This is a genomic window from Streptomyces luteireticuli, assembly GCF_041519305.1.
In the GTDB taxonomy this organism is placed as follows: domain Bacteria; phylum Actinomycetota; class Actinomycetes; order Streptomycetales; family Streptomycetaceae; genus Streptomyces; species Streptomyces luteireticuli.
Genome location: NZ_CP167927.1, coordinates 5748339 through 5770785, shown reverse-complemented (window position 1 = coordinate 5770785; position 22447 = coordinate 5748339). Strand labels below are relative to the sequence as shown.

The window sequence follows — 22447 nt, the reverse complement described above, 5'->3', positions numbered from 1 at the left end:
CGACCGGGCGGCGCCGAAGGACCCTTCAGCGGCCGCCCGGTTCGCCCCCGTCCCGTTCGCCGGTGCGGCGGTCGTCGGCGCGGCGGTCGTCGACGCACCGGACGAGCAACTCCCAGGCGCAGCGCTCCAGATGGGCCTTGCGCAGCATGCCGGGCCAGTCGTCCCGGATGGCCTCGAAGGCCCGCTCCACGGCCCGGTCCGCCGCGGCGTCCGAGCCCAGCCGGGCGCGGGCGAAGCGCAGGTAGTCCTCCCGGCGGTCGAGGCGGAAGGCCCGGTACGAGAGCCGTTCCGCGTCCGGCCGGCGGGGCGCCGTCCCGTCGCCGCGGTCAGCCATGGCCGCCCTCGTGCCGGCAGGGCGGCGGGGGCGGAGCGGCGGAGTGCCGCGCCGGCGGCGCCATCGAGTGCCGTCCGCCGCCGACGAGGCCGGCGATGCCGACCCGTACGGCGGCGGCGAGCAGCCGGCGCAGCATCCGGAACACGTCCGGGCCGAACACCCGCAGGCCGATGGCGGTTTCGAGCCAGTGCGCCGGGTCCATGTGAGACACGTTCTTCTCCGTTGCTCTTGCGGGGCGCGGGCGGCGGGGAACACGGCTTCCTCGCCGCACCACTTCGTTCACTCGTGCGCAACACCGGCGTACATCCCTGATTCGTCCCGGAGTTGGTCCGTGACCCGTGCGCCGGAGGAGCGGGGCGTGCTTGAGTAGGAGATCCACCGGTGTCCTCCGGCGGATCCACCTCCGATGCGAGGTTCGCCCCGCCGGAATCCGCTGGTCCACCGGTCCGGGCATCCGGCCGGACAAGCATGGACAAGATCGATTGCCATCGCGAAGACAGGAGAGGGACGTTGGCCGAGGGACGGAGGCGGACACGGTCCTGGGGGCCGCTGTACGGCGCCTCGGAGGACGCCAACACACTCGCCCGCCTGCTGCGCTCCTGGCTGGACCGGGCGGGGCTGAGCCTGCGCGAACTGGTGGGCGCGCTCCAGCCCGAGCACTTCCGGGACAAACACGTCCCGAGCCGGACCACGATCTCGCAGCGCCTCGCCGGTGCGAATCCGCAGTGGGACTTCGTCGAGGCGGTCGCGGACGTCTGCTCGCGGAACGGCGCCGAACGCAGCCGGATGCTGGACGAAGCGCGCCCGGCATGGGAACGCCTCTGCACGGCACGGGGCGAGGACCGGGAAGAGGCCGCCCCGGACCCGCTCCGCCGGGCGCTGGCCCGGGCCGCCGTGGCGGAACGGGAGCGGGGCGAGTGGCACCAGATGAGCGTGGTGCTGCTGTCCAGAGTCGGCACCCTGGAGCGCGATCTGGCGGCGCTGCGCGAGGGGGCGTCCGGGGCGGGCGCCGGGCGGGGCGGGGAGTGCCTGCCGCGCTGGGCCCGCCGGGAGCTGGAGCGCAGCGAGGCGGAGCGGGAGCGGCTGGCCGCGGAGCTGCGACGGACCCGTACCCGGCCGGACGGCCGGACAGTTCCCGCTCCCGTCCGGGCGGACGGCCCGGACAGCCGGGACAGGGCCACCGACTGCACGCCGTACAGTCCGCGCAAGTCCCCGCTGGCGGCGGCCCTTTCGCTGACCGAGGCCCGTGACCACCGCCGGGACGAGGAGGCGCAGCGCGGCGCGCTCGCCGTCGGACGGGACAGCACCCCGGGCTATGTGCAGCGGGTCCTGGCCCTGCTGGACGCGGACGGCCGGCCCGAGGAGTTCGACCTGGTGCTGTCCGCGGTGGTCCGCGAACGGCCCGCGCCTCTGGTGCCCGCCGTGCTGACGGCGTTCGGCAAGGCCCACCGGGACCTGGACGCCACCCGGCTGCGCACCTCCCTCGCCCGGGTCCGGCCCGCGCAGCGCGTCCTGGATGTGCTGACCGCGCTGCGGGACGACATGAAGTACACCGACGCGTACCAGATCCTGTCGGCCGCCGGCCGGATGCGGCCCGTCGCGGACATCCCCCCGCTGGTGAAGGTCCTGCGGGAGGAGGGGCGCCTCGACGACATCTCCTGGCTCATGCAGTCCGCCGGACGCGACCGGTCGCCGACCGAGGCCCGGGCCCTGGCGGAGATCCTGCGCCGGGCCGGGGAGGGCGAGGCCGCCGAACTCCTGCTGGACAAGCTGGAGGAGAGCGGCCGCGTACCGGTGCCGACTCCGGAGCCGGTACCGGGGACGGGGTCCACGACGGACGGCGGACAGTTGTCCGCCGCCATGGATCTGGCGACCGCTCTGGTGCCCGTGCGGGCGCCCGTCCTCGGCCGCCGGTTCGCGCCGGGGGCGTACGTACGGCGCGTCCGGCCGCCACGGCCGTAGGAACGGGCCCACTGCCGTGCGCCTGCGGGGACCCGGAGAGCGATGTGCAGAATGAGGCCGGGGGCGTGGGCCGCTCGCCCGCCGTCCCGGCCCGAGGAGAGAACAACCGATGACCGGCAGAGCGGACGCCAATCGCCGCCGCATCCTGGACGTCGCCCTCGCGGAGCTGCTGCGCGACCCCGAGGCGAGCATGGACCGGATCGCCCGCGCGGCGGGCGTCGTGCGGCGCACGGTCTACGGCCACTTCCCCGGCCGGGACGCGCTCGTCGCCGCCCTGGTCGACGACGCGGCCGAGGCCGTCGGCGCGGCGCGCGCCGCGGCGCTGCGGGCCATGGCCGACCCGGACGACCCCCGCGAGGAGCTCGCCCGCGGCGTCCTCGCGATGTGGGAGATCGCCGACCGCTACCGGCTGCTGGTCTCGCTGGCGCAGCGCAGCGTGACGGTGGAGGGCATCCTGCGCCGCCTGGAGCCGGTGCGGCTGGAGTGCGAGGCGGTGATCCAACGCGGCCTGGATTCGGGCCGTTTCACCTCTCCCCTCCCGGCGGCGGCCCTGGCGTACGTCCACGAGCAGGTGCTCTTCGGCCTGATGCACGCGGTGAACGACAGCGTGCTGACGGCGGAGGAGGCGGGGCGCTCGGCGGCGATCACGGCGTTGACGGCGGCGGGGGTGCCGGCGGAGGGGGCGGGGGAACTGGTCGAGCGGCTGCGGGGGGAGTAGCGCCCGGGCCGCCCCCTTGGGTGCCGTGTGGCACCTCGCGGCACCCCGTGGCACCGAATGGCACCACTCGACGCCACCCGGCACCATTCGGCGCCACAAGGTGCCACACGGCACCACTCAGCACCCCTGAGGGCGCGAGGGCACACGTGGCGCCACCACACCCCGAACCACCCCCACCCACATTTCCGCAGGTCAAAGCCACCACCCCCGCATCCGTCACCCATAAGACGCCACCCAGGCTTGCGCATGGCGCCAAAGTGGTGCCAAGATAACGCCATGGACCTCACCCCGTATGTCGACACCCTCCGCCGCGAACTCGCGGTGGCCGCCGAGGCCGGCGGCGAAGAAGCCCGCGAGCTGGCCGAGAGGCTCACCGCTCCCCTGGAGTCGGCGACCCGGCTGACCATGCTCAATGTGCTCTCCGCCGCGATGGACGAGATCACCCGCGAACTCGCCCCCGGCTCGGTCGACGTACGGCTGCGCGGGCTCGACCCCGACTTCGTGGTGACGCCGCCGCCCGCCGACAGCGGCCCCGTGGCCCCGGCACCGGCCGCGCCCGTCGAGCAGTTCAGGCCCCCGGTGCCCGCCGAGGGCGACGAGGGCGGCACCGCCCGCGTCAATCTGCGCCTGCCGGCCCACCTCAAGGCGCGCGCCGAGGAGGCCGCGAACCGCGAGGGCCTGTCGGTCAACGCGTGGCTGGTGCGGGCCGTTTCGGCCGCGGTCGACGGCGGCGCGCGGCCCCGCACGACGGAGACGGCCCGGACCGTCGGACAGAGCTTCACGGGCTGGGTGCGCTAGCAAGCCGCGCCCCGACCGCACCGCTTCACCCCCATCACGTCCCCCTCGGCGGGGACGCCCCAGGACTCACGAGGACGGGACAGCCATGCCTTCTTTCGACACCCCCGAAGCGATCTCCGCCACCGCACATGTGGAGGCCGGTTCCATCCAGTTCACCGCGGGCGACCGCCCCGACACCGTCGTCGAGGTACGGCCCCGCGACCCGGAGAAGGACCGGGACGTGCGGACGGCGAAGCAGACCGAGGTCACGTACGCGGGCGGCGTCCTGACCGTCAGGACACCCAAGGCCGGTCCGTTCGGCCGCTGCGGCGTCGTCGACGTGACGGTCCAACTGCCCACGGGCTCGCGGATCGACATGGCCGGCGCCTGGACCCAGGTGCTGGGCGAGGGCCGGCTCGGCGAGGTCCGGGTGAAGACCTCGTCCGGCGACGTACGCCTGGACACCACCGGGCCGCTGCACCTGAAGGCGTCGCACGGCTCGATCAGCGTGGACCGGGTCGAGGGCACGGCCGAGATCACCACCAGCACCGGCAGCCTGCGCGTCGGACTCGTCGACGGTCCCGCCGTCCTGAAGAACTCGCACGGCACCACGACCGTCGGCGCCGCGACCGGCGAACTGCGGGTGAGCAACGCCAACGGCGACATCAGCATCGACCGCGCCGAGGGGTCGGTCACCGCCACCACCGCCCATGGCACCCTGCGCGTGGGCGAGGTCGCCCGCGGCACCATCCACCTGGAGACCTCCTACGGCGCCGTCGAGGTCGGCGTCCGCGAGGGCACGGCCGCCTGGCTCGACGTCAACTCCGGCGCCGGCCAGGTGCGCAACGCGCTCACCGCGTCCGAGGACCCGGAGAGGACCGAGGACACCGTCACGGTCCGCGCCCGCACCCGGTACGGCAACATCGACATCCGCCGCGCCCGGGCCTGAGCACCCGCGCCACCAACTCACCACTCAATCCGGTCACTTCAGCCTTCGAACGGGGGGCTCCATGCCTTCGTCTGTCATGTCCACGCCCAACGACCTACGGCCGCCCGCCGCCGTCTCCGCCACCGGTCTGCGCAAGTCCTACGGCGACAGGACCGTCCTCGACGGCATCGACCTGGACATCCCGGCCGGGTCCGTGTTCGCACTGCTCGGGCCCAACGGCGCCGGCAAGACCACCACCGTGAAGATCCTGTCCACCCTGATCGCCGCCGACGGCGGACAGGCCCGGGTCGCGGGCCACGACCTCGCCGCGGCACCGGACCGGGTGCGCGCCGCGATCGGCGTCACCGGACAGTTCTCCGCCGTCGACGGCCTGATCACCGGCGAGGAGAACATGCTCCTCATGGCCGACCTGCACCACCTGTCCAGGCGCGAGGGGCGGCGGGTCACCGCCGAACTGCTGGAGCGGTTCGACCTCGTCGATGCCGCGAAGAAGCCCGCCCAGAGCTACTCCGGCGGCATGAAGCGCCGTCTCGACATCGCCATGACGCTGGTCGGCAACCCGCGGATCATCTTCCTCGACGAGCCGACCACCGGCCTCGACCCGCGCAGCCGCCACAACATGTGGCAGATCATCCGGGAGTTGGTCTCCGGCGGCGTCACCGTCTTCCTCACCACGCAGTACCTGGACGAGGCCGACGAGCTCGCCGACCGCATCGCCGTGCTCAACGGCGGCAGGATCGCGGCCGAGGGCACCGCCGAGGAGCTGAAGCGGCTGGTCCCCGGCGGGCACGTCCGGCTCCGCTTCTCCGACCCGGCCGCCTACCGGAGCGCCGCCGCAGCTCTGCGCGAAGTCACCGGGGACGACGAGGCGCTGTCGCTGCAGATCCCCAGCGACGGCAGCCAGCGCGAGCTGCGCTCCATCCTCGACTGGCTGGACTCCGCCGGCATCGAGGCGGACGAACTCACCGTGCACACCCCCGACCTCGACGACGTCTTCTTCGCCCTGACCGGCTCCCACCGGCCGAACCAGCCGAACCAGCCCGAGGAGGCTGTCCGATGAGCTCGCTCTCCCTCGCCGTGCGCGACACGTCCACGATGCTGCGCCGCAACCTCCTGCACGCGCGCCGCTACCCGTCCATGACCCTCAACCTGCTGCTGACACCGGTCATCCTGCTGCTGCTCTTCGTCTATGTCTTCGGCGACGTGATGAGCGCGGGCATGGGCGGCGGCGCCGACCGCTCCGCGTACATCGCCTACGTCGTGCCGGGCATCCTGATGATGACCATCGGCGGCACCACGGTCGGGACCGCGGTGTCCGTCTCCACCGACATGACCGAGGGCATCATGGCCCGCTTCCGCACGATGGCGATCCACCGCGGCTCGGTGCTCGTCGGGCACGTCATCGGCAGCGTGCTGCAGTCGGTCCTCAGCGTGGTCCTCGTGGGGGCCGTCGCCCTGGCCATCGGCTTCCGCTCCGATGCCACGGCCCTGGAGTGGCTGGCGGCGTTCGGGCTGCTCGCCCTGGTCTCGCTGGCGCTCACCTGGATCGCGGTCGGGATGGGCATGGTCAGCCCGAACGCCGAGGCCGCCAGCAACAACGCGATGCCGCTGATCGTCCTGCCGCTCATCTCCAGCGCCTTCGTCCCGGTCGACGCGATGCCGGGCTGGTTCCAGCCGGTCGCCCAGTACCAGCCGTTCACCCCGGCCATCGAGACCCTGCGCGGCCTGCTGCTCGGCACCGGGATCGGCAACAACGGCTGGCTCGCCGTCGGTTGGTGCCTGGCGCTCTCCGCGCTCGGCTACTTCTGGTCGAAGTCGGCCTTCGACCGCGACCCGAAGTAGCCGGTATCAGCAAGATGCCCCGCGACGAGGGCGGCGCACTCCGACACCACGTCGGCGTGCGCCGCCCCGTCGGCGTACTCCTCACCGGGCGAGCACCGGCGCCTCCTCCGCCCCGTGCCCGCCGTCCGCCGCCAGCGTCGACTCGTCGAACGGCAGCCGCCCGGCCAGCACTTCGTCCATGCGCGCCGCGTCGACCTCCTTCGTCCAGGTGCCGATGAGCACCGTCGCCACCGCGTTCCCCGCGAAGTTGGTCATCGCGCGCGCCTCGCTCATGAAGCGGTCGATGCCGACGATCAGCCCGACGCCGTCGACGAGTTCGGGCCGGTGGGACTGGAGGCCGCCGGCGAGCGTCGCCAGCCCGGCGCCGGTCACCCCCGCCGCGCCCTTCGACGCGACGACCATGAACAGCAGCAGCGACACCTGCTGACCCAGGTCGAGCGGCTTGCCCAGCGCCTCGGCGATGAAGATCGAGGACATGGTCAGATAGATGGCCGTGCCGTCCAGGTTGAACGAGTAGCCCGTCGGCACCGTGATGCCGACGACGGGGCGGCTGACGCCCAGGTGCTCCATCTTCGCGATGAGCCGGGGCAGCGCGGACTCCGACGAGGACGTGGAGAGGATCAGCAGGAACTCCCGCCCCAGGTACTTCAGCAGCGAGAAGATGTTCACCCCGGCCACCAGCCGCAGCAGTCCGCCCAGCACCACGACCACGAACAGCAGACAGGTCGTATAGAAGCCGATCATGATGACGGCCAGCGACTTCAGCGCGTCGACGCCCGTCGCCCCCACGAGCGCCGCGATGGCGCCGAAGGCACCCACCGGCGCCACCCACATGATCATGGACAGGATGCGGAAGACGAGCTTCTGGAGGTGTCCGATGCCGCGCAGCACCGGCTCGCCCGCCGGGCCCATCGCCTGCAGGGCGAAGCCCGTGAGGAGGGCGACCAGCAGGGTCTGCAGCACCTGCCCGCCGGTGAAGGCGGAGACCAGCGTCGTCGGGATGATGCCGAGCAGGAACGCGGTCGTCGACTCGTGCGCCCCCTCGGCCTGCTTCTCGCCCGCGTGCCGCGCGGCCTCGGTCAGATGCAGACCGCTGCCCGGCTCCAGGACGTTGCCGACGAGCAGGCCGAGGGCCAGCGCCACGGTGGACATCAGCAGGAACCAGCCCAGCGCGAGCCCGCCCACCGCGCCGACCTTGGCGGCCTTGCGCACCGAACCGATGCCGAGCACGATCGTGCAGAAGATGACGGGCGAGATCATCATCTTGATCAGGTTGACGAAGCCGGTGCCCAGCGGCTTGAGCTGGACGGCCGCCCCGGGCGCGGCGAAGCCGACGGCGACGCCCACGAGCACCGCGCCGATCACGGCCAGATAGAGGTAGTGGGTCCGGTCCTTCCGGACGGGCGGGGACGACGGCTGCGGCGGGGACGACGACGGTCCGGTCGACGGCTGCATGGTCATGGGGGGCTCCTCGGTTACGGCTCCTCGGTCCTCGACCCCGTCCGCCCGTCTCCCCGCCCTCCCGACGGGCCGGGCCCCGGTGCGATGGGGTCCCGGCGACTATGCACGGCGCTGTGACCGCGGTCACCCTTGCGTGCATTACGTTCATGGAACGGGCCCGGGGCACACTGTCGCCCATGCGCCCACCCCGCCTCCCCCGTCCCCGCAGTCTGGCCGGTCAGCTCTTCGCCGTGCAGATCGTGCTGGTGGCCGCCGTCGTGGCCGGGTGTGCGGCGTTCGCCTACCTCTCCGACCGGGCCGAGGCCGAGAAGGCGGCCCGCCGCGAGGTGACCGCGGCCGCCACCGCCGTGGCCGCCTCCCCCGCGGTCCGCTCGGCGGTCCGCGGCCCGGACCCGGCGGGCGAGCTCCAGCCGTACGCGGAGCGGGTCCGGCACGACACCGGCGTCGACTTCGTCACGATCATGAGCCCGCGGGGCGTCCGCTGGACGCACCCGGACCCGGCCCGGATCGGCGAGACCTTCCTCGGCCACACCGGACCGGCCCTCGAAGGACAGGTCTTCTCGGAGACCTACACCGGCACGCTCGGCCCCTCCGTCCGCGCCGTCGCCCCCGTCCGGGAACCGGACGGCAGGGTCACCGCGCTGGTCAGCGCCGGCATCACGGTGGACACCATCAGCGCGCAGATCCGCCGGCAGGTCATGGCGCTGCTGGGCGTCGCGCTGGCCGTCCTCGCCGTCGGCGGCGCCGGGACGTACCTCCTCAACGCACGGCTGCGCCGGCACACCCACGGGATGAACGCCGCCGAGCTGGCGCGGATGCACGACTATCACCAGGCCGCCCTGCACGCGGTGCGCGAGGGGCTGTTGATGCTGGACGGGCAGCGGCGGGTGGCGCTCGTCAACGACGGCGGCCGTGAACTCCTCGGTCTGCACGGCACGGACGTCGTCGGCCGCCCCGTCGCCGCCCTCGGCCTGCCCGAGCCGCTCACCCGGGCCCTGCTGGCGCCCGAGCGGCGGGTGGACGAGGTGCACCTGACCACCGAGCGGACCCTGGTCGTCAACACCTCGCCCGTCTCCGGCGGGGAGCGGCGCGGCACCGTGGTCACCCTCCGGGACCACACCGAACTCACCGCGCTCTCCGGTGAGCTGGACTCCGTGCGCGGCTTCGCGGAGGCCCTGCGCTCCCAGGCGCACGAGGCCGCCAACCGGCTGCACACCGTCGTCTCCCTGATCGAACTGGGCCGCACCGACGAGGCCGTCGGCTTCGCCACGGCCGAACTGGAGCTCGCCCAGGCCCTGACGGACGAGGTCGTGGCCGCCGTCGCCGAACCCGTCCTCGCCGCCCTGCTGCTCGGCAAGGCCGCGCACGCCGGCGAGCGCGGCGTGGAGCTGCTGCTGACCGCGGACACCCACCTCGACGACGGCCTGCTGCCCCCGGCCCTGCCCACCCGCGACCTGGTCACCGTGCTCGGCAACCTCATCGACAACGCCGTGGACGCGGCGGGCCCGCGGCCGGACGGCGACCGCTCCGCCGGGGCGGCCCGGGTCGCCGTGACCGTCCGCCCGGACGGCGACGACCTGTTGCTGCGCGTCGGCGACTCGGGGCCGGGCCTCGCCCCCGAGGACGTGGACGAGGTCTTCCGGCGCGGCTGGTCCACGAAGGGCGCCGCGGGCGCCCGGGAGTCCGAGGAGGCCGGTCCGCCCGGTGGCGCGCCGCACGGCCGCGGGCTGGGCCTGGCCCTGGTCCGGCAGGCGGCCCTGCGCAACGGCGGCACGGTCGCCGTCGGTCAGTCCCCCCTCGGCGGAGCCGAGTTCACCGTACGCCTCCCCCTGCGGGGGGACATCTCATGACCCCGTCCCCGATCCGGGTCCTCGTCGTCGAGGACGACCCCGTGGCCGCCGACGCGCACGCCCTCTACGTCGGCCGGGTGCCGGGCTTCACCACCGTGGGCGTGGCCCACTCGGTCGGCGACGCCTCGAAGTTCCTCGCCCGCGCCCCCGCGGACCTCCTGCTCCTCGATCTCTACCTCCCCGACGGGCACGGCCTGCGGCTGCTCCGCTCGCTGCGCTCCGCCGGGCACACCGCCGATGTCATCGCCGTGACCTCGGCGCGCGACCTGGCCGTCGTCCGCGAGGGCGTCTCGCTCGGCGTCGTCCAGTATGTGCTCAAGCCCTTCACCTTCACCACGCTGCGCGAACGGCTCGTGCGCTACGCCGAGTTCCGCGCCGCCGCCGGGGAGGCCAGCGGCCAGGACGAGGTGGACCGCGCACTCGCGGCCCTGCGCGCCCCGCAGCCCGCCGCCCTCCCCAAGGGCCTGAGCACGGACACCCTCGCCGCGATCACCGACACCCTCCGGGCGGCGGGCCCCGACGGCATCGCCGCGGGCCCGGCCGGCGGCGCCGTGGGCATCTCCCGCATCACGGCCCGGCGCTATCTGGAACACCTGGTGAGCACGGGGCGGGCCGCGCGGGCACCGCAGTACGGGCAGGTGGGCCGGCCGGAGCTGCGGTACCGCTGGCTCAGCGGAGTTCGCCGGGACGGCGCCCGGGGAACGTAACGGGGTGCCACCGAGGCCCCGGACCCGTGGGAGGTCACCGTGCGCCCCATCCGTTCCGCATGCCTGGCCGCCGCACTCGCCGTCCTCGCCGCACCGCTGCTCGCCGGCTGCGGGGACCCGGGCGGCGACCCCGACACGGTCAAGGTCGTCTACCAGCGCAGCACCGACAACAAGTACCGCATCATGGACGACTATCTGGCCGCGGTGAAGAAGGAGTTCGAGCGCACGCACCCGGGCAAGCGGCTCAGGCTGATGCCCGTCCAGGCGGCCGAGAACGACTACGCCACCAAGGTGCAGCAGATGATGCGCTCGCCGAGGACGGCGCCCGACCTCGTCCGGGAGGACTCCGCCGTCCTCGACTCGGACGTCACCAGCGGCTATCTGAGACCGCTGGACGACAAGCTGGCCGGCTGGCGGGACTGGCCCCGCTACCTGCCCGCCGCGAAGGAGCCCGCGCGGGCCGAGGACGGGCGGACGTACGGGGTGCCGGACGGCACCGACACCCGGGGACTGTGGTTCAACAAGGAGCTCTTCGCCCGGGCCGGACTGCCCGCCGACTGGCAGCCGCGCACCTGGCAGGACGTCCTCGACGCGGCCCGCACCGTCGGGCGCCGCCTCCCCGGCGTGATCCCCTTCCACCTCTACACGGGCAAGGGGCCGGGCGAGGCGACGTCGATGCAGGGCTTCGAGATGCTGCTGTACGGGACGGGGAAGGGCCCGGGGATGGGCCCGGGGAAGGACCCTGGGAAGGATCCGGGGAAGGACCCGCTCTACGACCCGGCGCGGAAGAAGTGGCTGACGGGGAGCCGCAGTTTCCGCGACGCGCTCGCCTTCGTCCGCACCGTCTACGCCGAACGGCTCGGCCCCGATCCCTCCGACGCGCTCGACCCCAACGTCAGCACCCGCGTCGGCACCGACTGGCTCCCCTCGGGAAAGCTCGCCATCGCGCTCGACGGCAACTGGCTCCCCAAGCTCTGGGAGCGCAACGGCGCCCACCCGTGGCCCCGTTGGGACCGGGTGATGGGCCGGGCGGCCTTCCCCACGCAGGACGGCGCGGCCCCCGGCCGGGTCAGCCTCTCCGGCGGCTGGACCTGGGCGATCAGCGCCCGCTCGCGCAAGGCGGACCTGGCCTGGCAGGTGATCGAGACCCTCCAGTCGCGGCGCAACGCGCTGGACTGGACGGTGCGGGACGGCCAGATCGCCGTCCGGGACGACGTCGCGGCGGATCCTGTATACCGCTCGTACGTCCCCGGCATCGGCTTCTTCACCGCCCTGGTGCCGTACGCGCGCCACCGCCCCGCGCTCCCCGTCTACCCCCAGGTCTCCGGGGCGATCCAGGAGGCGACGGAGGCGGTCGCCACCGGGAACGCGTCCGTGGCGGAGGCGGCCCGGGACTACGACGAGGCGCTGCGCTCCTTCGCCGACACGGCGGAGGCCGGCTCATGACCCCCCGCCGCTCGCTTCGCTGGCTCCCCCTCGCCCCCGCGACGACCCTGATGCTCCTCTTCCTCGCCGGCCCGATCGTGTGGTGCGTGCTCCTCGCCTTCACCGACACCCGGCTGACCGGACAGTCGTCGGCGTCCTGGGTGGGCCTGGCCAACTTCCAACACGCGTTCGCCGACGCGAACTTCCGCAACGCGGTGGTGCTCACGGTCGTCTTCACCCTCGCGTCCTCGATCGTCGGCCAGAACGTCCTGGGCTTCGCGCTGGCCGCGCTGATGCGCCGGGCCTCGCGTCCGGTGCGCACACTGACCGGAACGGTCGTCGTCGCGGCCTGGGTCCTCCCGGAGATCGTCGCGGGCTTCCTCCTCTACACCTTCTTCCACCGCCGCGGCACGCTGAACGCGATCCTGGACCTGCTCCATCTCCCCGCCCAGAACTGGCTGTTCACCCTCCCCCTCCTCGCCGTCTCCCTCGCCAACGTCTGGCGCGGCACGGCGTTCTCCATGCTGGTCTACTCCGCCGCGCTCGCGGAGATCCCCCAGGACATCCACGAGGCGGCCCTGATGGACGGCGCGACGGGCCTCCGCCGCTTCCGGCACATCACCCTCCCCCTCCTCCGCCGCTCCATCGGCACCAACCTCATGCTCAACACCCTCCAGACCCTGTCGGTTTTCGGCCTCATCTGGTCCATGACCCGCGGCGGCCCGGCCAACCGCAGCCAGACGCTGCCCGTGTTCATGTACGACCAGGCGTTCCTCAAGTCGCTGATCGGATACGGGACGGCGGTGGCGTTGCTGCTGCTGGTGGTTGGGGCGGTGTTCTCGGTGGTGTATCTGCGGTTGTTGCGTGAGGAGGGGTGAGGGGGCGCGGGTGCGGTCCCTCCTGACGACGGGAGGGGAGAGGAGGCGCAAACCGGCCACCGCCCCGTTACCTTTTTCGTGGCCCCGCAACGGGGTTCCCGGCCTCTGGTCCCGGCATGACTTGCAGCCCCTGTCGATCATGATCGAAAAGGTGGTGTCACCGGGTACCGGAGGCATTGGCAGACCGCTGATTAGGGGCACGAGCGCCGATCCTGTTCCGGGTGAGGCAGTCTCTTCGTAACGTGGATGCCGGCACGCTGATGCCGCAGGTGAGGCCGGGGAGGGCGCGACCGCTGTGGAGAGTGCACGTGATCGACACGGGTGACATCGACGTCTACCTGGGCCTGGACGTGGGCAAGGGCGAGCACCATGCCACCGCCCTGACTCCGGTGGGCAAGCGGGTCTTCGACAAGCGGCTGCCCAACACCGAGCCGAAACTGCGTGAGGTGTTCGCCAAGCTCCAGGCCAAGCACGGCACTGTGCTGGTGGTGGTCGACCAGCCGGCTTCGATCGGAGCTCTGCCGCTGGCGGTGGCCCGTGACATGGGCTGCAGCGTCGCCTACTTGCCCGGCCTGACGATGCGACGGATCGCCGATCTGTACGCCGGTGAGGCCAAGACCGATGCCCGGGACGCGGCGATCATCGCCGATGCCGCGCGGACGATGCCGCACACGCTGCGAAACCTGGCGCCGTCCGACGAGACCATTGCCGAGCTGGAGATGATCGTCGGCTTCGACGACGACCTGGCTACCGAGTCCACGCGGATCAAGAACCGTCTGCGTGGCCTGCTCACCCAGATCCACCCGTCGTTGGAGCGGGTCCTCGGTCCCAGGCTGGATCATCCCGCCGTCCTGACACTCCTCGAACGTCACGGATCCCCGGCCCAGTTGAGGAAAGCCGGGCGACGCCGACTGGTGACCCTGCTCAGACCCAAGGCCCCGCGGCTGGCCGAGCGCCTGGTCGAGGACGTCTTCGACGCCCTCGACGAGCAGAGCGTCGTCGTGCCCGGCACCGACGCAGCCTCGCTGATCGTCCCCAGCCTCGCCGGCTCACTCACCTCCGTGCTCGACCAGCGCAAACTCCTCGCCGCCCGCATCGAGGAACTGCTGGAGGCCCACCCTCTTTCCCCGGTCCTGACCTCCATGCCCGGCATCGGGGTCAGGACCGGAGCCCGCATCCTCATCGACGTCGGCGACGCCAGCGCTTTCCCCACGGCCGGCCACCTGGCCGCCTACGCCGGACTGGCACCCGTGACCAGGAGCTCCGGCTCCTCCATACGCGGCGAGCATCCCTCCCGACGAGGCAACAAACAGCTCAAACGAGCCTTCTACCTCGCTGCGTTCGCATCGCTGTCCCAGCCCGAATCACGCACCTACTACGACAAGAAGCGACGGCAGGGAAAGCACCACGTCGCCGCCCTCGTCTGCCTCGCCCGGCGGCGCATCGACGTGCTCTTCGCCATGCTCCGCGACGGCACCTTCTACGCGCCCCCTACCGCCATCGCCGCTTGACGAAAACCATAGGGGCACCTTTTCCGCACCGAATTATCCGATGCGGTCACTCCCCGAATACACTCAACCTCGTTCCGCTCACGTCGGACACATCGCCCCACTGTCGGCTCGGGCGTTTTTTGAGGTACTGCCAGCACCTCGAAAAGCCGGGGGACCCGGGTGTAGAAAAGGAGATAACTTCATGGACGCGGAGGTACTGCGCCAGATGCTCACCGAGCGTCGGGCGGCCATCCGACCCGAGAGTCTCGGCCTGATACGCCTGGACCCCCGGGGCAGAAAGTCGCCAGGGCTGACGCAGGCCCAGATGGACGACCTCCTCCTCCGCGCCCCGGGCACCTACGGAAAGCTGGAACGCGGGGTCCTGGACAACCCAACTCCCGAATATCTGCGGGACGTTGCGGAAATCCTGGGGCTCACGGAGGAGGAATGGGTCGTCTTCTACGGATACGCACGGGGGGAACAGCCGCCGTATCCGCTCACCAGGGACGGGGAGATCTGTGTCCCTGCCCACTGGACACAGATGATGAACGCGTTCTCGGGCATTTCCTATCTGTGCGACCTGGAGTGGAACGTCCTCGCCTACAACGAGGCGTTCGCCGCGATCTTCCCCGGCCGGCGCGCCCCGCACAACACCATGCACTGGATGCTGTTCAGCGACGACGCGCGCGACCGGGTGCTCGGCGACTGGGAGACGAGCTGGGCTCCCCTGGTCGCACCCCAACTGCGGGCCGCTCTCGCCCAGGACGAGAACAACCGGACTCTGCGCGCACTGGCCGAGCAGTGTCTGGCCGACCCCAGAACCCGGGACCTGTTCACGAGCATCCGCCCGGGACACGCCCATCCCGACGGGGCGGAACGACCGCTGCACCACACCGAACTCGGCCCGGGATGGGTCACCGTCTCGGTCTGCGAGCCGGTCGGATCCCGTGGAACGCGCCTGTACCATCTGCTCTTCCGGCCGGAGGGGGCACCTCACCCGACGGCGCTCCCCGGCCGCTGGCCGGTGGCCGGGCGCGATCCCGCGAGCTTCTTCCCCGCCCTGTCGGCGCGCTCACAGAACCGGACCGGTCATTCGCACCACGCCCCCTGGCAGGCCGCCGCGAAGAACCCCGGCCCGAAGGCCGTCAGCAGTCCCGGCGCACCGGGTCCCGGCGGTTCCTCGTAGGTGCGGGCCAGCACGTCCAGGACGGACACGCCGCCGAGGTTCCCGTACTCCTCCAGGCTGCTCCAGGAGTGCCGCAGCACCTTCTCCTCGACGCCGAGGTACTTGACCGCGTTCTCGAGGATGCGCGGTCCGCCAGCGTGGACGACAGTCCATTCGGGGCGTGGGGCCTCCAGGCCGTCCAGCCAGTCCACGAGCAGCGGCAGAACCTCGCCGGTGGCGTCGGCGGCCTTGCGTGTGGAGTCGAAGTGCAGGCCCCGTTCGTCCACACTGCACCAGTAGCGGTCGAGGCTGTCGGGCAGCAGGTACTCCCAGCAGGCGTCGATGCGGAAGCCGGGGCCCAGCGGCGCATCGGTGACGACGCACGCCCCGGCGCCGTCCCCGAACAGCGCCTTGTAGATCATGGATCCGAGTCCGTCGTCCTCGTGCCGGTACACCGTGCTCAGCGTCTCGGCCGCGACCACGAGCACCCGGGCGCCCGGGCGCGCGGCGACGTCGTCGGCGGCGCGGGCCAGGGCCTGGGCCCCGCCGCCACAGCCCAGCGAGGCCATCGGCGTCCGGCGGACATCGGGCCGCAGGCCCAGCGCGTTGACCAGGTGGACATCGAGTCCCGGTGTCGTCCAGGACGTGGTGTGGCTGGTGACGACGGCGTCGATGTCGGACGGCCCCAGGCCTGCGTTGGCCATGGCCCCGCGGGCCGCTTCCTCGGCGAGGCGGGCGGAGTCCTCGAAGGCCACCAGGTTCCGCTCCTCGATCCCGGCCGAGCCGGAAACCGTAGGGGAGTTGAGCGGCCGGGAAAACCTTCGGGTGCGTACTCCGACCGTCTTCGCGACCCTCAAATAGGTCGCCAGTTGCGGATGGCCGGAGTGATGACGGGCAATGTCGTCACAGATGTCGTCCGTCGTGATCACGTGCTGGGGCAGGGCTATGGCGGGGCGCGCCACATATGCGGACATTGGATCCTCCACGGATCGGTGAGGTGGGGAACTGGCCGGTATCGCAGGGGCGGTAAGTCCCCTGCGCTTGTGGAAGATTTCTCGTTCACGGCGCTCGCAGAACGGTCTGGGGGGCGTTCCGGCGCTCTTCGCCCGGATGGAAAATCATCACCATCAGGCGGACCCGGGGATGCGACAGCGGTTCAGCGGCACAGAGCGTCACCCAGCCCTTTCCGAGCTCCGAATGGTTCAGGGGCCGTTCGTCGCCGTCCGGATGGGCGAACGCACCGCCACCGCCCGCCTTGTACATCGGGCCGGCGATGGGATCGGCGAGGATGTCCGCCTCGAGCTCGGCGAGAATCTCGTCGTGCGGCAACGCGGCAACGGCGGCCCGCATTTGCGGCAGGGCCATCGGCAGCCAGTGGTCCTCCCAGCCCGCCAGCACATCGCGCGCGGAGGGATCGAGCACCATCCAGCGCATGGTGTTCGCACAGACCTTCCGGTCGGGGAACATGGCCGCGAAGGCGTCGTTGTACGTCACGACCTGCCAGCTCTGGTCGCTGATGTAGGCGATGTGGGAAATGCTCTGCACCACGGTTCCCCACGCATCGCGCACCTCCGTGCCGGAGCTCTGATGGAGGGGGGTGGGAGGGTCCCGGTGCATCATGTAGAGCCAGAGCAGCGTCCACTCGTGCTCGTTGAATGCGAGCAGCCGGGCGACGTCCCGCAATAATTCCTCGGGCGGGTTCGGGTAGTTTCCCGCCTCCAGACGGTTGTACGTCCCGTGGGTGCGGTGCAGCAGCTGGTCCATCTGCGATTGGCTCAGACCAGGAGCGCGTCGACCCTGTCGCGAAGGGCGGGTCAGTCCGTACTCTTCCGGGGTGACGGCCGCTCTCCGCTCACGCAAGAGCTGCTGGAGCGCCCTTTTGTCCACGGGATCCCCCTACCACGACTTCCCGTTGAAGGGAAGACGCTTTCGTCGGTTGATTTTTCTGGGGAAAAGTTCCCCGAAGTAATAATCCCATCCCTCCTGCATCATCGAACTCAGGGTTCGGCCTACGGGGGTGATCGAACCCTTCCCTCGCACCACTGCGAGTGACCCAGTTGTTACGGGAGGGGCAGATGCGGTCATCGTTCGACGGAAAATGGCGACAATGGGCAGAGCTCATACGGCGGCAGTTGCCACGTTCGGGTTTACGTCTTCACGTCGAGCCCTTCTCCACAGCTTGCGACGCTAGCCATGCGGCCGCTGGCTGAAAAGACATACTCACGAAGTGACGACTGACCTTCCGATCAGTCGGCAACAGAGCCTCACTCCCCGTCCGCTCCCGCCATCGGCACCGGACAGCCCGTCAGCGCGACAGACGCGAAGTACCTTGCCCGCAAGGGCGGTTGAGCGGCCGGATACGGGCACATCCCGCCGGGCCGGCGGCGCCTTCCCCCACGAGGCGTCCCGCCCGGCCGCGTCCGGGCCACGACGGGGCCGCGCAGCACAGCCGCGCTACAGCCGCGGCGCAACCGCCACGCACGACGCGTTCGCGAACTCCCCCTTCGCCGTCTTCTCCTTGATCACCTTGCCCTTGTACAGGATCCGGCAGGTGACCGACCCGCTCTCCCCCGCACCCGTGACCATCACACTCGGCGGCGTCATGTCCTTCAGCGTCACCGTCGTCCGCCACGGAGCCTTCGGGGACTCCACGGACTTCTGCGCCGCGCGGCCCTCCTCGTACTCGACCGAGTCCAGCGGCTGGTCCGCGGTGACCTCATAGGTCACCTCGAAGGGGCCGTTGGCCTTCTTCTCGACCTCGTCGGCCGCGGCGGAGGCCGACTGCTCGACCTCGTCGACGGCCTTCTTCACGGACTCCTCTGCGCCGCATCCGACCGCGGCGGTCACGGCGAGACCGGCCAGCGCCAGGGCGGAGAGGGCATGACGGACGGAGCGCTTCACGAAACGGGGAACCCTTCGGGGCAAGTGCGACGATCAGGCCGAGGCCGATCTAAACGCAAAGTAAAGGTAAAAACAAGCCCCATTCTAAGCAAACCACTCAGCGGCCCGGCGAGGGCCTACGCCGCGGCCGCCGGCTGATCGGGCCGGATGACCGCGAACGCCGCCCCGAACGGATCCGCGAGCCAGGCGATCCGGCCGACCCCGGCCATGTCCGCCGGCGCCATCGGCACCGAACCGCCGCCGCCCTCCGCCGCCGAGACCACCGCGTCCGGGTCGGCGACGCAGAAGTACGGGATCCAGCGCGGCCGGTCGCCCTCCTGGAGCGGTGCCATGCCGCCGAAGGACGACTCCTGCCGGTCGCCCTCGGCGGTGGACAGCACCTTGTACACCAGCCCGGGCACCTCCATGTCGATGGACCGCCAGCCGAACACGCCCCGGTAGAAGGCGAATTCCGCGGTCGGATCGGCCACATGCGCCTCGACCCAGCACAGCGCGCCCTCCTCCGAGGCCCGCTCCAGACCGCCCACGGCGGCGGGCTGCCAGACGGCGAACTCCGCCCCGCCGGGGTCGGTGAAGCAGCCCATCCGCCCGGCCTCCATGACGTCGGACGGCGCCACCCGGACCGTACCGCCGTGCTGTTCCACGGACTTGGCCGTGGCGTCCGCGTCGGGCGTCCGGAAGTAGACGGTCCACGCCGACGAGGCGCCCTCCTCCGTCAGCGGGCCGAGCGCGGCGACCGTGGCGCCGTCCTTCCGGAAGAAGCCGTAACCGCCCGACTCGGGACCGGCCGACGCGAAGTCCCAGCCGAAGACGGACGTGTAGAACCCGGCGGCCCGGCCGGTGTCGGGGCTCCCCAGGTCGATCCAACTGGGCGACCCGGTGACGAAGTCGGTGGTGAGCACGGGGAATGCGCCCCCTCTCCGAAGGAGACTGCGCCTCTGCTCCCAGTCTGGCACCGGCGGCCCCGCCCCGCCCGGTCGCCGATCCCCGGCGGCGGAGCAACCATGGAGGGGATGGATGGCCGGCGTGCCCCGCCCGGGGGCGTCACGGCGCACCGGGCGGGGCACGCGCACGAACGGACACTCAGGACAGGAAACGGGCCGCAGGCAGGAGGGACACCATGACCACAGCCAAGGACATCATGCACGAGGGCGCGCAGTGGATCCCCAAGACGGAGACGCTGCTGCACGCCGCGCAACGGATGCGCCGCCTCCACGTCGGCGCGCTGCCCGTCAGCGACGAGACCGAGCGGCTGTGCGGGATCATCACCGACCGCGACATCGTCGTGAAGTGCGTGGCCGAGGGCCACGACCCGTCGCAGTGCACCGCGGCCGACATCGTCGAGGGCACGCCCCGTTGGATCGACGCCGGCGCGAGCGTGGAGGACGTCGTCAAGGAGATGGGCACCCATCACATCCGCCGGCTCCCCGTGATCGAGAACAAGAAGCTCGTCGGGATGATCAGCGAGGCGGACGTGGCGCGGAGCCTGCCGGAGGACAAGGTGCACGCGTTCGCGGCACAGGTCTACGCGGGACCGCCGCAGACCTGAGTCGCACCCGGATCACGCCAGCGCGCCGCCGTCGATGTCGAGGACCGTCCCGGTCACGAACGAGGCCTGCGGGCTGGCCAGGAAGAGGACGCCGAACGCGATCTCCTCGGGCCGCGCGTAGCGCCCCAGGGCGTTGACCGACCGCTGGAGGTCCGCCCGCGGCCCGTCCTGCGGGTTCATGTCCGTGTTCGTGGAGCCGGCCTGGAGCACGTTGACCGTGATCCCCCGGTGGCCGAGGTCCCGCGCGGCGCCCTTGCTGTAGCCGACGACGGCCGCCTTGGACGCCGCATAGTCGGCGACGCCGGGGTACGACGCACGGCTGGCGAGGTTCGAACCGATGGTGATGATGCGGCCGTTCTCCTCCAGGAGACCGGCCGCCGCGCGTATGGCGGCGATGACGCCACCGGTGTTGACGGCGAACTGCCGTTCCAGAGCGGCGATATCGGCGTCGGCGTCCCCGACCATGGCCGGGACCATCACCCCCGCATTGTTGACCAGGACGTCCAGCCGGCCGAAGTCCTCGGCCACACCGGCGACGAGGCGGGCCACCTGTCCGGGGTCGCCCAGGTCGGCGCGGTACGCGGCGGCCCGTACCCCCTTCGCCTCCAGCTCCCGCACGACCTCCGCGGCCCGGTCCGCGGACGCCGCGTAGCCGATCGCCACGTCCGCCCCCGCCTCGGCCAGCAGCCGTGCCGTCGCCGCGCCGATGCCCCGCGAACCCCCGGTGACCAGCGCGACCTTGCCCTTGAGTGCCTTGTCGAACGTCATGACAGCTCCTCCCTGAATTCTGTACCGCTCGGTACGCAACGTGGAGAAGCTATCATATCGATCGGTACAGAAGTAGGAGCGGAAGAGGCGGAGGCGGGTATGGCGACCGGACGACCACGCGAGTTCGACCTCGACGAACGACTGGACCGCGCCGTCGCCGTCTTCTGGCGGCAGGGCTACGAGGGGACGGCGCTCTCCGACCTCACCGCGGCGATGGGCATCAACCGCCCCAGCCTGTACGCCGCGTACGGCAACAAGGAGTCCCTCTACCGCAAGGCCCTCGACCGCTACATGGACCGCGGCGCCCATGTGCGCGAGGCGTTCGCACAGCCCACGGCGCGCGCTGTCGCCGAGCACCTGCTGCGCGGGACGGTCGCCTCCACCACGGGCGGGGACGCCCCCGGGTGCCTGATGGTGCACGGCGCGCTGGCCACCGGCGAACAGGCCGGCACCGTCCGCGACGAGACCGCCGCCCGGCGGCGGGCCAACGAGACCGCGCTGCGCCGCCGTTTCGAACAGGCGCTGCTGGACGGCGATTTGGCCCCCGGCACCGATGCCCCGGGGCTCGCCGCCTACACCGTCCTCGTCTGGTACGGCATCGCCGTGCAGGCGGCGGGCGGGGCGACGCCGGAGGAACTGCACCGGGCGGTCGACATCGCGATGAACGCCTTCCCCGCACCCTGAGCGCCTCGCTACGCTCCGGGACGGAGGTGTCCGCCCCATGTCCCGGTTCCGCACCCGCCGCGCCCGCCACCGGCTGGCCGCCGACGCGGCGCTCACCGCCGTGGCCGCCGTGTTCGCCCTGCCGCTGGTGTGGCTGGTGCTGGCCTCCGTGGACGGCGGGGCCGGGCTGAGCGTACGGACCCCCTCACCGGTGACGTCCGAGAACTTCTCCGCCGTCCTCACCGACGAGATCACCTTCACGCCGATGCTCAACAGCCTGGTGCTGTGCGGCGGCGCCACCGCGCTGACCGTGGCCTGCGCGGCCCTCGCCGCGTACCCCCTGTCCCGCTTCCGCTCCCGCCTCGTCCGGCCCTATCTGCTGACCGCCCTGTTCGCCACCTGTCTGCCGATCACAGCGATCATGGTGCCGGTCTACGGTCTGTTCGTCCGGGTCAACCTCATCGACACCATGGGCGGCACGATCCTCTTCCTGTCCGCGGCCCAACTCCCCTTCGTCATCTGGCTGATGAAGAACTTCATGGACGCCGTCCCCCGCACCCTGGAGGAGGCCGCCTGGACCGACGGCGCGGGCTGGCTGCGCACACTGACGGGCGTCGTGCTGCCGCTGATGGGGCCGGGGGTCGGCGTGGCGGCGGTCTACTGCTTCGCACTGATGTGGGGCAACTTCTTCGTCCCCTTCCTCCTCCTGCTCTCCCCGGACCAACTCCCGGCGTCGGTGACGGTCTTCACCTTCTTCGGAAACTACGGCCAGGTGGCCTACGGCCAGCTGGCCGCGTTCTCGATCCTGTACTCGACGCCGGTGGTGCTGCTGTATGCGCTGGTGTCACGGAGGATCGGCGGGGGGTTCGCGCTGGGTGGGGCGGTGAAGGGGTAGGGGGTGGGCGGGTGCGGCTCCTGGCCCGCCCTTTCGCTTCCTCTGGAGGGGGTACCCCTGGTCACCAGGTCCCCGGGTGTTGGGCCGTGTGGTGTTTGACGCGGGCATCCCCG

General features: G+C 71.7%; 23 protein-coding genes. 15 read left to right on the top strand and 8 right to left on the bottom strand.

Annotated features, from left to right (window positions below; genetic code table 11):
• Nucleotides 1–25 precede the first annotated feature (25 nt).
• Both AB8735_RS26040 and AB8735_RS26035 read right to left on the bottom strand, forming a co-directional pair.
• Nucleotides 26–334 (bottom strand): hypothetical protein, encoded by a 309-nt coding sequence (locus AB8735_RS26040; protein WP_372409721.1) that lies wholly within the window; start codon nucleotides 332–334, stop codon nucleotides 26–28.
• Nucleotides 327–536: a hypothetical protein gene (locus AB8735_RS26035; protein WP_372409719.1), complete on the bottom strand. Its 210-nt coding sequence runs from the start codon at nucleotides 534–536 to the stop codon at nucleotides 327–329. The genes AB8735_RS26040 and AB8735_RS26035 overlap by 8 nt, the downstream gene beginning before the upstream one ends.
• 308 nt (nucleotides 537–844) lie before the next feature.
• Here AB8735_RS26035 and AB8735_RS26030 point away from each other — a divergent pair, with 308 nt between their 5' ends.
• From AB8735_RS26030 to AB8735_RS26005, 6 genes are all read left to right on the top strand, one after another.
• Entirely contained in the window at nucleotides 845–2296 is a 1452-nt protein-coding gene (locus AB8735_RS26030; RefSeq protein ID WP_372409718.1) for a hypothetical protein, read from the top strand.
• A gap of 109 nt (nucleotides 2297–2405) precedes the next feature.
• Complete coding sequence (locus tag AB8735_RS26025; protein ID WP_372409716.1) at nucleotides 2406–3014, top strand: TetR/AcrR family transcriptional regulator; 609 nt, start codon at nucleotides 2406–2408, stop codon at nucleotides 3012–3014.
• A 276-nt stretch (nucleotides 3015–3290) separates the two neighbouring features.
• Nucleotides 3291–3812: a hypothetical protein gene (locus AB8735_RS26020; protein ID WP_344019406.1), complete on the top strand. Its 522-nt coding sequence runs from the start codon at nucleotides 3291–3293 to the stop codon at nucleotides 3810–3812.
• Nucleotides 3813–3897: 85 nt separating this feature from the next.
• Entirely contained in the window at nucleotides 3898–4740 is an 843-nt protein-coding gene (locus AB8735_RS26015) for a DUF4097 family beta strand repeat-containing protein (RefSeq protein ID WP_344019404.1), read from the top strand.
• A 61-nt stretch (nucleotides 4741–4801) separates the two neighbouring features.
• Entirely contained in the window at nucleotides 4802–5800 is a 999-nt protein-coding gene (locus AB8735_RS26010) for an ATP-binding cassette domain-containing protein (RefSeq protein WP_372409714.1), read from the top strand.
• Nucleotides 5797–6582 carry an ABC transporter permease gene (locus AB8735_RS26005; RefSeq protein WP_344019400.1) on the top strand — a complete coding sequence of 262 codons (786 nt, stop codon included), beginning with the start codon at nucleotides 5797–5799 and terminating at the stop codon, nucleotides 6580–6582. The genes AB8735_RS26010 and AB8735_RS26005 overlap by 4 nt, the downstream gene beginning before the upstream one ends.
• Nucleotides 6583–6663: 81 nt before the next feature.
• On the opposite strand, the gene AB8735_RS26000 is transcribed toward AB8735_RS26005, so the two are convergent.
• Nucleotides 6664–8037 (bottom strand): cation:dicarboxylate symporter family transporter, encoded by a 1374-nt coding sequence (locus AB8735_RS26000; RefSeq protein ID WP_372411917.1) that lies wholly within the window; start codon nucleotides 8035–8037, stop codon nucleotides 6664–6666.
• A 182-nt stretch (nucleotides 8038–8219) separates the two neighbouring features.
• Between AB8735_RS26000 and AB8735_RS25995 the strand changes: the two genes are divergently transcribed.
• The 6 genes from AB8735_RS25995 to AB8735_RS25970 all read left to right on the top strand — a co-directional run bounded on the left by AB8735_RS25995 (nucleotide 8220) and on the right by AB8735_RS25970 (nucleotide 15579).
• Complete coding sequence (locus tag AB8735_RS25995; protein ID WP_372409712.1) at nucleotides 8220–9893, top strand: ATP-binding protein; 1674 nt, start codon at nucleotides 8220–8222, stop codon at nucleotides 9891–9893.
• The gene (locus AB8735_RS25990) at nucleotides 9890–10600 is read left to right on the top strand and encodes a response regulator (RefSeq protein WP_372409711.1); all 711 of its coding nucleotides are present in this window, start codon (nucleotides 9890–9892) and stop codon (nucleotides 10598–10600) included. Before AB8735_RS25995 ends, AB8735_RS25990 begins: the two co-directional genes overlap by 4 nt.
• A gap of 39 nt (nucleotides 10601–10639) precedes the next feature.
• Nucleotides 10640–12046 carry an extracellular solute-binding protein gene (locus tag AB8735_RS25985; protein ID WP_372409710.1) on the top strand — a complete coding sequence of 469 codons (1407 nt, stop codon included), beginning with the start codon at nucleotides 10640–10642 and terminating at the stop codon, nucleotides 12044–12046.
• Nucleotides 12043–12903, top strand: coding sequence for a carbohydrate ABC transporter permease (locus AB8735_RS25980; RefSeq protein WP_372409709.1), 861 nt, complete (start codon nucleotides 12043–12045; stop codon nucleotides 12901–12903). The genes AB8735_RS25985 and AB8735_RS25980 overlap by 4 nt, the downstream gene beginning before the upstream one ends.
• Nucleotides 12904–13163: 260 nt before the next feature.
• The gene (locus AB8735_RS25975; protein ID WP_372411747.1) at nucleotides 13164–14414 is read left to right on the top strand and encodes an IS110 family transposase; all 1251 of its coding nucleotides are present in this window, start codon (nucleotides 13164–13166) and stop codon (nucleotides 14412–14414) included.
• Nucleotides 14415–14595: 181 nt separating this feature from the next.
• Nucleotides 14596–15579 (top strand): helix-turn-helix domain-containing protein, encoded by a 984-nt coding sequence (locus AB8735_RS25970; protein WP_372409708.1) that lies wholly within the window; start codon nucleotides 14596–14598, stop codon nucleotides 15577–15579.
• Here AB8735_RS25970 and AB8735_RS25965 read toward each other — a convergent pair.
• The 4 genes from AB8735_RS25965 to AB8735_RS25950 all read right to left on the bottom strand — a co-directional run bounded on the left by AB8735_RS25965 (nucleotide 15483) and on the right by AB8735_RS25950 (nucleotide 19361).
• Nucleotides 15483–16532, bottom strand: coding sequence for a type III polyketide synthase (locus tag AB8735_RS25965; RefSeq protein WP_372409707.1), 1050 nt, complete (start codon nucleotides 16530–16532; stop codon nucleotides 15483–15485). The two genes, AB8735_RS25970 and AB8735_RS25965, sit on opposite strands and share 97 nt — an antisense overlap.
• An 85-nt stretch (nucleotides 16533–16617) precedes the next feature.
• Nucleotides 16618–17445 (bottom strand): helix-turn-helix domain-containing protein, encoded by an 828-nt coding sequence (locus AB8735_RS25960; RefSeq protein WP_372409705.1) that lies wholly within the window; start codon nucleotides 17443–17445, stop codon nucleotides 16618–16620.
• Between the two features lie 567 nt (nucleotides 17446–18012).
• Nucleotides 18013–18459 carry an MmpS family transport accessory protein gene (locus AB8735_RS25955; protein ID WP_372409704.1) on the bottom strand — a complete coding sequence of 149 codons (447 nt, stop codon included), beginning with the start codon at nucleotides 18457–18459 and terminating at the stop codon, nucleotides 18013–18015.
• Nucleotides 18460–18575: 116 nt separating this feature from the next.
• Nucleotides 18576–19361 (bottom strand): VOC family protein, encoded by a 786-nt coding sequence (locus tag AB8735_RS25950; protein WP_372409703.1) that lies wholly within the window; start codon nucleotides 19359–19361, stop codon nucleotides 18576–18578.
• 218 nt (nucleotides 19362–19579) lie between these two features.
• Here AB8735_RS25950 and AB8735_RS25945 point away from each other — a divergent pair, with 218 nt between their 5' ends.
• Entirely contained in the window at nucleotides 19580–20008 is a 429-nt protein-coding gene (locus AB8735_RS25945; RefSeq protein WP_344019380.1) for a CBS domain-containing protein, read from the top strand.
• Between the two features lie 12 nt (nucleotides 20009–20020).
• On the opposite strand, the gene AB8735_RS25940 is transcribed toward AB8735_RS25945, so the two are convergent.
• Entirely contained in the window at nucleotides 20021–20776 is a 756-nt protein-coding gene (locus AB8735_RS25940; protein ID WP_372409701.1) for an SDR family NAD(P)-dependent oxidoreductase, read from the bottom strand.
• A gap of 99 nt (nucleotides 20777–20875) precedes the next feature.
• On the opposite strand from AB8735_RS25940, the gene AB8735_RS25935 reads away from it, so the two are divergent.
• Together AB8735_RS25935 and AB8735_RS25930 are read left to right on the top strand one after the other, a co-directional pair.
• Nucleotides 20876–21460: a TetR/AcrR family transcriptional regulator gene (locus tag AB8735_RS25935; protein ID WP_344019376.1), complete on the top strand. Its 585-nt coding sequence runs from the start codon at nucleotides 20876–20878 to the stop codon at nucleotides 21458–21460.
• Between the two features lie 37 nt (nucleotides 21461–21497).
• Entirely contained in the window at nucleotides 21498–22334 is an 837-nt protein-coding gene (locus tag AB8735_RS25930) for a carbohydrate ABC transporter permease (RefSeq protein ID WP_372409699.1), read from the top strand.
• The last annotated feature ends 113 nt before the right edge of the window (nucleotides 22335–22447 follow it).

Coding starts and splice junctions, on each gene's coding strand:
- AB8735_RS25930 (WP_372409699.1), top strand. CDS start 21,498: ATGTCCCGGTTCCGCACCCGCCGCGCCCGCCACCGGCTGGCCGCCGAC.
- AB8735_RS26010 (WP_372409714.1), top strand. CDS start 4,802: ATGCCTTCGTCTGTCATGTCCACGCCCAACGACCTACGGCCGCCCGCC.
- AB8735_RS25990 (WP_372409711.1), top strand. CDS start 9,890: ATGACCCCGTCCCCGATCCGGGTCCTCGTCGTCGAGGACGACCCCGTG.
- AB8735_RS26005 (WP_344019400.1), top strand. CDS start 5,797: ATGAGCTCGCTCTCCCTCGCCGTGCGCGACACGTCCACGATGCTGCGC.
- AB8735_RS26000 (WP_372411917.1), bottom strand. CDS start 8,037: ATGCAGCCGTCGACCGGACCGTCGTCGTCCCCGCCGCAGCCGTCGTCC.
- AB8735_RS26025 (WP_372409716.1), top strand. CDS start 2,406: ATGACCGGCAGAGCGGACGCCAATCGCCGCCGCATCCTGGACGTCGCC.
- AB8735_RS25940 (WP_372409701.1), bottom strand. CDS start 20,776: ATGACGTTCGACAAGGCACTCAAGGGCAAGGTCGCGCTGGTCACCGGG.
- AB8735_RS25965 (WP_372409707.1), bottom strand. CDS start 16,532: ATGTCCGCATATGTGGCGCGCCCCGCCATAGCCCTGCCCCAGCACGTG.
- AB8735_RS26040 (WP_372409721.1), bottom strand. CDS start 334: ATGGCTGACCGCGGCGACGGGACGGCGCCCCGCCGGCCGGACGCGGAA.
- AB8735_RS25945 (WP_344019380.1), top strand. CDS start 19,580: ATGACCACAGCCAAGGACATCATGCACGAGGGCGCGCAGTGGATCCCC.
- AB8735_RS26015 (WP_344019404.1), top strand. CDS start 3,898: ATGCCTTCTTTCGACACCCCCGAAGCGATCTCCGCCACCGCACATGTG.
- AB8735_RS26035 (WP_372409719.1), bottom strand. CDS start 536: ATGGACCCGGCGCACTGGCTCGAAACCGCCATCGGCCTGCGGGTGTTC.
- AB8735_RS25995 (WP_372409712.1), top strand. CDS start 8,220: ATGCGCCCACCCCGCCTCCCCCGTCCCCGCAGTCTGGCCGGTCAGCTC.
- AB8735_RS25980 (WP_372409709.1), top strand. CDS start 12,043: ATGACCCCCCGCCGCTCGCTTCGCTGGCTCCCCCTCGCCCCCGCGACG.
- AB8735_RS25970 (WP_372409708.1), top strand. CDS start 14,596: ATGGACGCGGAGGTACTGCGCCAGATGCTCACCGAGCGTCGGGCGGCC.
- AB8735_RS25975 (WP_372411747.1), top strand. CDS start 13,164: ATGCCGCAGGTGAGGCCGGGGAGGGCGCGACCGCTGTGGAGAGTGCAC.
- AB8735_RS25935 (WP_344019376.1), top strand. CDS start 20,876: ATGGCGACCGGACGACCACGCGAGTTCGACCTCGACGAACGACTGGAC.
- AB8735_RS26020 (WP_344019406.1), top strand. CDS start 3,291: ATGGACCTCACCCCGTATGTCGACACCCTCCGCCGCGAACTCGCGGTG.